The sequence below is a fragment of the Flavobacterium sp. genome, assembly GCF_044361065.1.
Lineage (GTDB): Bacteria > Bacteroidota > Bacteroidia > Flavobacteriales > Flavobacteriaceae > Flavobacterium.
On record NZ_JBIKJI010000087.1, the window covers coordinates 1 to 8,855 of the forward strand.

Genomic DNA, 8,855 nt, shown 5'->3' on the forward strand with positions numbered 1-8,855 from the left:
CAATCCGTGAAGCGGTTTCATCATTTAAAATCGAAGGTGAATTACGTTCAGAAATTACATTAAACATCAAACGTTTAATGGACATTGGATGTCAAAGAGGTATACGCCACAGAGCGGGATTACCTTTAAGAGGTCAAAGAACGAAAAACAACTCGAGAACAAGAAAAGGTAAAAGAAAAACTGTTGCAAACAAGAAAAAAGCAACTAAATAGTAAATAATATGGCTAAGGCAACTGCAAAAAAACGTAAAGTTATCGTTGAGTCTTCTGGAGAAGCACATATTAGCGCTACTTTTAACAACATCATCATTTCGTTAACAAACAAAAAAGGTGAAGTTATTTCTTGGTCGTCAGCTGGTAAAATGGGTTTCAGAGGTTCTAAAAAGAACACTCCGTACGCTGCCCAAATGGCTGCTGAAGATTGTGGAAAAGTAGCTCTTGAAGCTGGACTTAAAAAAGTAAAAGTTTACGTAAAAGGTCCAGGAAATGGTAGAGAATCTGCTATTAGATCAATCCATAACAGTGGAATTGAAGTAACTGAAATTATTGATGTTACTCCAATGCCTCACAATGGATGTCGTCCTCCAAAGAGAAGAAGAGTATAACAATTAGTATAAAACAAAGGTAGGAATTTAGATTATCGAAGGAAAGACCTTAATTCATAATCCCTACCTTAAATTAAAATTTGTAAAATGGCAAGATATACTGGTCCAAAAACAAGAATCGCCCGTAAGTTTGGTGAAGCAATTTTCGGAGAAGATAAAGCTTTCGAAAGAAGAAATTATCCTCCTGGTCAACATGGTTTGGCAAAAAGAAGAGGTAAAAAATCTGAATATGCTGTCCAGTTAATGGAAAAGCAAAAAGCAAAATATACCTATGGTATTTTAGAGCGTCAGTTCAGAAATTTATTTGAAAAAGCAGCTGCTGCTTCAGGTGTAACAGGTGAAATCTTGTTACAACTTTGTGAAGCTCGTTTAGACAATGTAGTTTACAGAATGGGTATTGCGCCTACTCGTAGATCTGCACGTCAATTCGTTTCTCACAGACATATCACAGTTAATGGTGAATTGGTAAATGTACCTTCTTACCACTTAAAACCTGGTGATATTGTTGCAGTACGTGAAAAATCTAAATCTCTTGAAGCAATTGAAAGCTCTTTAGCTAACAATTCTTCTGTATATGAATGGATTACTTGGAATAATGATACGAAACAAGGTACGTTTGTAACGGTTCCTCAAAGACTTCAAATTCCAGAAAATATTAAAGAGCAACTAATCGTTGAGTTGTATAACAAATAATAATTGACATTAGTCGAAGATATGGCAATATTTAATTTTCAAAAGCCCGATAAAGTTATCATGATCGATTCAACCGATTTTGAAGGTAAATTCGAATTTAGACCTTTAGAACCTGGTTACGGATTGACAGTTGGTAACGCTTTAAGAAGAGTTTTACTTTCTGCATTGGAAGGTTTTGCTATTACATCTGTAAGAATAGAAGGTGTTGAACATGAATTTTCAACAATTTCTGGTGTAGTAGAAGATGTAACTGAAATTATCTTAAATCTTAAACAAGTACGTTTTAAACGTCAAATTGAAGATGTAGATAACGAATCAGTTTCTATTTCTCTTTCTGGTAAAGATCAAATTACAGCTGGTGATTTCCAAAAATTTATTTCTGGTTTTCAAGTTTTAAATCCAGATTTAGTAATTTGTAATTTAGATAGCAAAACAACTATCAACATGGAACTTTCTATCGAAAAAGGTAGAGGATATGTTCCTGCTGAAGAAAATAAAAAACCTAATGCTCCTATTGGAACAATTTTTACAGACTCTATTTACACCCCTGTAAAAAATGTGAAGTATTCTATTGAAAACTTCCGTGTTGAACAAAAAACAGATTACGAAAAATTAGTTTTCGAAATCAAAACTGATGGTTCAATTAATCCTAAAGATGCATTAACAGAAGCAGCTAAAACGTTGATTCACCATTTTATGTTGTTTTCTGACGAAAGAATCACTCTTGAGGCTGATGAAATTGCTCAAACTGAATCGTATGATGAAGAATCATTACATATGAGACAACTATTGAAAACTAAATTAGTTGATATGGATTTATCAGTTAGAGCATTAAACTGCTTAAAAGCGGCTGAAGTGGATACATTAGGAGACTTAGTTTCTTTCAACAAAAACGATTTAATGAAATTCCGTAATTTCGGTAAAAAATCTCTAACTGAATTAGATGAGTTAGTGGCGAATAAAAACCTTACATTCGGAATGGATTTAGCAAAATACAAATTAGATAAAGAATAATTCATTCATATTTTGCTCTCCAAAGCGGATTGATGCAAGATGAAGATAAAATAATTACGTCATGAGACACGGAAAAAAATTCAATCATTTAAGTAGACAAACAGGTCATAGAAAAGCAATGCTTGCTAATATGGCATGTTCTCTAATTGAACACAAGCGTATCAATACAACTGTTGCAAAAGCAAAAGCTTTAAAACAATTTATTGAGCCTCTTGTAACAAAATCAAAAGAAGATACAACGCACAACAGACGTATTTGTTTTTCTTATTTAAGAAGTAAATATGCTGTTACTGAATTGTTCAGAGAAGTAGCTGATAAAGTAGCTGATCGTCCAGGAGGTTATACTCGTATTATTAAGTTAGGAAACCGTTTAGGGGATAACGCTGATATGGCTATGATTGAACTTGTAGATTTTAATACTATTTATTCAACTGCTAAAAAAGAAGTTAAAAAAGCATCTACTCGTAGAGGTAAATCTAAAAAAGCAGATGATACTGTAGCAGAAACTCCAGCTGCTGAGTCAACTGAATCAACTGATACAACAGAAGCTTCTGAATAATTATGAAACGATTGATTTAAAATAATTAAAAAAGGATAAACAAATTTTTGTTTATCCTTTTTTTTTATAAATACTATAACGTAATTTTGCAATATAAATTAGGTAACTCAAAATTTGATGCTTATCTCTTTTTTAAAAACTACAACAACTGATGAAATACAACAACAAACAACAAGCAGTTCTCTTACTTAAAGACGGGACTATTTTCTACGGAAAATCAATTGGAATTTCAGGTACAACTTTTGGGGAAATTGCATTTAATACAGGTACAACCGGCTATCAAGAAATATTTACTGATCCTTCATATTATGGGCAAATTATGGTTACAACCAATGCGCATATTGGAAATTATGGTGTAAATACAAAAGAAGTGGAATCAGATTCTGTTAAAATTTCAGGATTAGTTTGTAAAAATTTTAGTATGAACTATTCTCGCGAAGATGCATCTGAAAGTTTGTATGATTATCTTGAAAAACAAAATTTAATTGTGATTTCAGATGTTGATACACGCGCTTTAGTAAGTTATATTAGAGATAATGGAGCTATGAATGCAATTATTTCTACAGATGGAACTTCAATAGAAGATTTAAAAGTAAAGTTAGAACAAGCTCCTAATATGGAAGGTTTGGATTTAGCTTCTGTGGTTTCGACTAAAGAACCTTATTTTTTCGGGAATGAGAATGCTACTTATAAAATTGCAGCTTTAGATTTAGGTATTAAAACCAACATCTTAAGAAACTTAGCAAAACGCGATTGTTATATTAAAGTATATCCATTTAATACTACTTTTAACGAAATGAAAGCATTTAATCCGGATGGCTATTTTTTATCAAACGGCCCTGGAGATCCAGATCCTTTAGCTTCTGCACAAGAAGTAGCAAGAAATATTTTAGCTGAAAACAAACCATTATTTGGAATTTGTTTAGGTCATCAAGTGATTGCTTTAGCAAATGGAATTTCAACGTATAAAATGTTTAATGGACATAGAGGAATTAATCATCCTGTAAAAAATTTGGTAACAGGTAAAGGCGAAATTACGTCTCAAAATCACGGTTTTGCTGTAAATAAAGAAGAATTAGAAAAACACCCAGATTTTGAATTAACACACGTTCATTTAAATGACGGAACGGTTGCAGGTATGAAAATGAAATCAAAAAACTGTTTTTCAGTACAATATCATCCTGAAGCAAGTCCTGGACCACACGATTCAAGTTATTTATTCGATGATTTTATTACGAACATAAAAACTTCTAAAAACTAAAACGTTATCGTTTATAAGTTTTATTATAATTACGAAATTCGAAATAAAATATATTTAACTTTGTTTAGTTAATAATTTAGAATTAAAAAAATAATAAATATGAGCATAATAATTAAAGTTCACGCACGACAAATATTAGATTCAAGAGGTAATCCTACTATTGAAGTAGATGTAATTACAGAAAATGGAATTTTAGGAAGAGCGGCAGTTCCTTCTGGTGCTTCTACCGGCGAACACGAAGCAGTTGAATTACGTGACGGCGGAAAAGCCTATATGGGAAAAGGTGTTTTAAAAGCCGTTGAAAATGTAAACGCAACTATTGCTTCAGAATTAGTAGGTATGTCCGTTTTTGAACAAAATGCTATCGATAAAATGATGATTGAATTAGACGGTACGCCAAATAAATCAAATCTTGGAGCTAATGCCATTTTAGGTGTGTCTTTAGCTGTCGCGAAAGCTGCTGCAAACGAATTAGGTATGCCTTTATATAGATATGTTGGTGGAGTTTCTGGAAATACGTTGCCCGTTCCAATGATGAATATCATTAATGGTGGTTCACATTCAGATGCGCCAATTGCATTTCAGGAATTTATGATTATTCCAGTAAAAGCAACTTCATTTACTCACGCTATGCAAATGGGTACTGAGATTTTTCACAACCTGAAAAAAGTATTACACGATAGAAACTTGTCAACAGCTGTTGGAGATGAAGGTGGTTTTGCGCCTAATTTAGCAGGTGGAACTGAAGATGCTTTAGATACAATTAAATTAGCAGTTGAGAAAGCGGGATATTCTTTTGGAGATGATGTTATGATTGCTTTAGATTGTGCAGCTTCAGAATTTTATGTAGATGGAAAATACGATTATACAAAATTTGAAGGCGCTGGTGGAAAAATTAGAACGTCTGAAGAACAAGCCGATTATTTAGCTGAATTGGCTTCAAAATATCCAATTATTTCTATTGAAGATGGAATGTACGAAGATGATTGGAAAGGTTGGAAATACTTAACCGATAAAATTGGTAATAAAGTACAATTAGTTGGTGACGATTTATTTGTTACGAATGTAGAAAGACTTTCTCGTGGTATCAAAGAAGGAATTGCCAATTCAATTTTAATTAAAGTAAACCAAATTGGTACGTTATCTGAAACTATTGCAGCTGTTAATATGGCACATAACGCAGGATATACTTCAGTTATGAGTCACCGTTCTGGAGAAACAGAAGATAATACAATAGCCGATTTAGCTGTAGCATTAAACTGCGGACAAATTAAAACCGGTTCTGCTTCTCGTTCAGATCGTATGGCAAAATATAATCAATTATTACGTATTGAAGAAGAATTAAACGAAGTTGCATATTTTCCTGGTGCAAACGCTTTTAAAATAAAATAATACAATTATTTTACTGAACTCATTTCAGTATCTCATAAATATACCAAATATTTCACCTAAATGGTTTAAAAAACTTTTTAGGTGTTTTTTTTGCGAAATATTTAATTTTTGGTACGCTTTTTGAATATTATTTTTTGTCTAATTTTAATAATTAGAAAACCAATTTTAGATCTTTGCACACTATAAATTTTATATATACCTATTGTGCAATTTATCTATACATAAATTTTAAAGTTCAAGAATTAATTATTAAATTCGCAATTAAGAATTTTACACTTAAAATATATACATATTATCATGTCAAAAAATGCAATTTTAGAAATCAATGGTAACAAATATGAACTTCCTGTTATGGTGGGAAGCGAAAATGAAACTGCAATTGATATTAGTAAATTAAGAGATTTATCAGGTGCTATTACTTACGACCCAGGATATAAAAATTCAGGTGTTTGCAAAAGTGACATTACGTTTCTTGATGGTGAAGAAGGAATTTTAAGATACCGTGGTTATTCTATCGAGGATTTAGCTGCTAAAGGAAACTTTTTAGAGGTTTCTTATTTAGTGATTTTTGGTGAATTACCAACCAAAAAACAATTGTCAGATTTCGAAAAGGATATTCATAAATATACTTTAGTTAATGAAGAAATGAAAAACATCATTGATGGTTTTCCAAAAACAGCCCATCCAATGGGAGTTTTATCTGCATTAACAAGTGCACTTACTGCTTTTAATCCAAAAGTAGTAAATGTTGAAAACGAAAAAGAAATGTATGAAGCCATTTGTAAAACTATGGGTAAATTCCTAGTTTTAGCAACTTGGACATACAGAAAAAGTATGGGATTTCCGTTAAATTATTATGACAATACTATTGGGTATGTAGATAATTTTATGCAATTAATGTTTAAATTGCCTACAGGACCATATAATATTAACCCTACCGTTGTAGCGGCATTAGATAAATTATTTATTTTACACGCAGATCATGAGCAAAACTGTTCTACTTCTACGGTTCGTATGGTAGGTTCTTCTCATGCTGGATTATTTGCATCAATCTCTGCTGGGGTTTCAGCACTTTGGGGTCCATTACATGGTGGTGCAAATCAAGCTGTATTGGAAATGTTAGAAGCCATTCAAAAAGATGGTGGTGATGCTGATAAATATTTAGCTAAAGCAAAAGATAAAAATGACGAATTCCGTTTAATGGGATTTGGACATAGAGTATATAAAAATTTCGATCCAAGAGCAAAAATCATCAAAAAAGCGGCAGACGAAGTTTTAGCTGAATTAGGTGTGAATGACCCAATCTTAGCTATTGCAAAAAAATTAGAAGAATCTGCTCTAGTAGATCCGTATTTCGTAGAAAGAAAATTATATCCAAACGTTGACTTCTATTCAGGTATTATTTACCGTGCATTAGGAATTCCTACAGATATGTTTACGGTTTTATTCGCAATTGGTCGTTTACCAGGTTGGATTGCACAATGGAAAGAAATGCGTGTTAATAAAGAACCAATTGGTCGTCCAAGACAAGTATATACAGGTCATCCATTAAGAGACTTTGTTAAGTTTGAAGACAGAAAATAAAATTAAAAGTCCCGATTATTCGGGACTTTTTTATTTCAACTTATTTGTAATTTCTATGAAGTCGTTTATAGTTAAAATTTAGGTTTCTTAAAGTTTCTCTTACTTTATTCATTAAAAATACGTTGCGAATTGCCGTCTTTGCGATGAATTCAAAAATATATACGTTTTTACTTGACAACGCCTATCTCACAATCGTATATTTGCACACGGTTTGAAATGCATAAACTTTTAAACCCTAAACTTTTAAACTCAAAATATGAAATTATCACACTTCCAGTTTAATTTGCCAGAAGAATTATTAGCCGAATTTCCTTCAGAAAATAGAGATGAATCTCGATTAATGGTGATTCATAGAAAAACGGGTGAAATTGAACATAAGATGTTTAAAGATATTATTGACTATTTTGATGATGGTGATGTAATGGTGCTTAATAATTCTAAGGTTTTTCCAGCTCGTTTATACGGAAATAAAGAAAAAACAGGTGCAAGAATTGAAGTTTTCTTATTAAGAGAATTAAATGCGGAACAACGTTTATGGGATGTTTTAGTAGATCCAGCTCGTAAAATTAGAATTGGAAATAAATTATATTTTGGAGATGACGATTCGTTAGTTGCCGAAGTTATTGATAATACTACCTCAAGAGGAAGAACATTACGTTTTTTATATGACGGTTCTTATGAAGAATTTAGAGAAAAATTAATTGAATTAGGGGAAACACCTATACCAAAATATATTAATCGTGAAGTTACTCCAGAAGACGCGGAGCGTTACCAAACTATTTACGCTAAAGAAGAAGGTTCAGTAGCAGCACCAACTGCTGGTTTGCATTTTTCTAAGCATTTAATGAAACGTTTGGAAATCAAAGGAATTAATTTTGCAGAAGTTACTCTACACGTAGGATTAGGTACTTTTAACCCAGTTGAAGTAGAAGATTTATCAAAACATAAAATGGATTCGGAAGAAATGGTAGTCACACAAGAAGCGTGTGATATTATCAACGGAGCCAGAACGAAAAAAAATAAAGTATGTTGTATCGGAACTACTTCTATGCGTGCCATGGAAAGTACAGTTTCTTCAATGCGAACGTTAAATCCATATTCAGGTTGGACAAACAAATTTATTTATCCACCATACGATTTTAGCTTAGCAGACGCTATGGTTTCTAATTTTCATACACCAAAATCAACGCTTTTAATGATGGTTTCTGCTTTTTGTGGACACGATTTAATGAAAAAAGCATACGAAATTGCCATAAAAGAAAAATATAATTTCTATTCTTATGGTGATGCGATGTTAATTTTATAATCAAATTAAATAATTGATTATCTGAACCTATTCAGATTATTAAAATATAAACCCAACATGTAGTTGGGTTTTTTTATATCTTATTTTTTTGTTACTTTTACGCTTTAAAACCTACTAAAAATGAACTTTCAAAATACTAAAGAATTCGCAAGAAGTTTAGATGTTCAAGATGAATTAAAATCGTATAAAAACGAATTTTATTTTCCACAACATAACAATCAAAATGTAATTTATTTTACAGGAAACTCATTAGGATTACAACCAAAAATCACCAAAAAATATGTTGATGATATTATGGATGATTGGGCAAATATGGCTGTAGAAGGTCATTTTTATTCAGAAAAACCTTGGTGGGATTATCATGAAAGATTTTGCGATCCATTATCAAAAATTGTTGGAGCAAAACCTTCAGAAGTTGGGGTAATGAATACATTAACTGTGA

9 protein-coding genes and 1 pseudogene are annotated in these 8,855 nt (G+C 31.8%); all 10 read left to right on the forward strand.

The window, feature by feature from the left end:
* Window positions 1-212 (forward strand): 30S ribosomal protein S13 (gene rpsM, locus ACIQ11_RS06520; protein WP_396153889.1); only part of this gene is annotated, 212 nt, incomplete at its 5' end.
* A gap of 8 nt (window positions 213-220) precedes the next feature.
* Window positions 221-604 (forward strand): 30S ribosomal protein S11, encoded by a 384-nt coding sequence (rpsK, locus tag ACIQ11_RS06525; RefSeq protein ID WP_091314282.1) that lies wholly within the window; start codon window positions 221-223, stop codon window positions 602-604.
* 87 nt (window positions 605-691) lie between these two features.
* Window positions 692-1,297: a 30S ribosomal protein S4 gene (gene rpsD, locus ACIQ11_RS06530; protein WP_291241479.1), complete on the forward strand. Its 606-nt coding sequence runs from the start codon at window positions 692-694 to the stop codon at window positions 1,295-1,297.
* A 21-nt stretch (window positions 1,298-1,318) separates the two neighbouring features.
* Window positions 1,319-2,311 carry a DNA-directed RNA polymerase subunit alpha gene (locus ACIQ11_RS06535; protein WP_291241516.1) on the forward strand — a complete coding sequence of 331 codons (993 nt, stop codon included), beginning with the start codon at window positions 1,319-1,321 and terminating at the stop codon, window positions 2,309-2,311.
* A 61-nt stretch (window positions 2,312-2,372) separates the two neighbouring features.
* On the forward strand, window positions 2,373-2,870 hold the full coding sequence (gene rplQ / locus ACIQ11_RS06540; RefSeq protein WP_396153890.1) for a 50S ribosomal protein L17: 498 nt from the start codon (window positions 2,373-2,375) through the stop codon (window positions 2,868-2,870).
* 151 nt (window positions 2,871-3,021) lie between these two features.
* Window positions 3,022-4,131, forward strand: coding sequence for a glutamine-hydrolyzing carbamoyl-phosphate synthase small subunit (carA, locus tag ACIQ11_RS06545; protein WP_396153891.1), 1,110 nt, complete (start codon window positions 3,022-3,024; stop codon window positions 4,129-4,131).
* 99 nt (window positions 4,132-4,230) lie between these two features.
* A complete protein-coding gene (gene eno / locus ACIQ11_RS06550; RefSeq protein ID WP_396153892.1) occupies window positions 4,231-5,523 on the forward strand; it encodes a phosphopyruvate hydratase in 1,293 nt (430 codons plus the stop codon).
* Window positions 5,524-5,820: 297 nt separating this feature from the next.
* Window positions 5,821-7,107, forward strand: a complete 1,287-nt coding sequence (locus ACIQ11_RS06555; RefSeq protein ID WP_396148680.1) for a citrate synthase — start codon at window positions 5,821-5,823, stop codon at window positions 7,105-7,107.
* Window positions 7,108-7,363: 256 nt separating this feature from the next.
* Window positions 7,364-8,413 (forward strand): tRNA preQ1(34) S-adenosylmethionine ribosyltransferase-isomerase QueA, encoded by a 1,050-nt coding sequence (gene queA / locus ACIQ11_RS06560; protein ID WP_353077972.1) that lies wholly within the window; start codon window positions 7,364-7,366, stop codon window positions 8,411-8,413.
* A 120-nt stretch (window positions 8,414-8,533) separates the two neighbouring features.
* A pseudogene (locus ACIQ11_RS06565) lies at window positions 8,534-8,855 on the forward strand (kynureninase); the annotation flags it as partial.

Coding starts and splice junctions, on each gene's coding strand:
- rpsK (WP_091314282.1), top strand. CDS start 221: ATGGCTAAGGCAACTGCAAAAAAACGTAAAGTTATCGTTGAGTCTTCT.
- rpsD (WP_291241479.1), top strand. CDS start 692: ATGGCAAGATATACTGGTCCAAAAACAAGAATCGCCCGTAAGTTTGGT.
- ACIQ11_RS06535 (WP_291241516.1), top strand. CDS start 1,319: ATGGCAATATTTAATTTTCAAAAGCCCGATAAAGTTATCATGATCGAT.
- rplQ (WP_396153890.1), top strand. CDS start 2,373: ATGAGACACGGAAAAAAATTCAATCATTTAAGTAGACAAACAGGTCAT.
- carA (WP_396153891.1), top strand. CDS start 3,022: ATGAAATACAACAACAAACAACAAGCAGTTCTCTTACTTAAAGACGGG.
- eno (WP_396153892.1), top strand. CDS start 4,231: ATGAGCATAATAATTAAAGTTCACGCACGACAAATATTAGATTCAAGA.
- ACIQ11_RS06555 (WP_396148680.1), top strand. CDS start 5,821: ATGTCAAAAAATGCAATTTTAGAAATCAATGGTAACAAATATGAACTT.
- queA (WP_353077972.1), top strand. CDS start 7,364: ATGAAATTATCACACTTCCAGTTTAATTTGCCAGAAGAATTATTAGCC.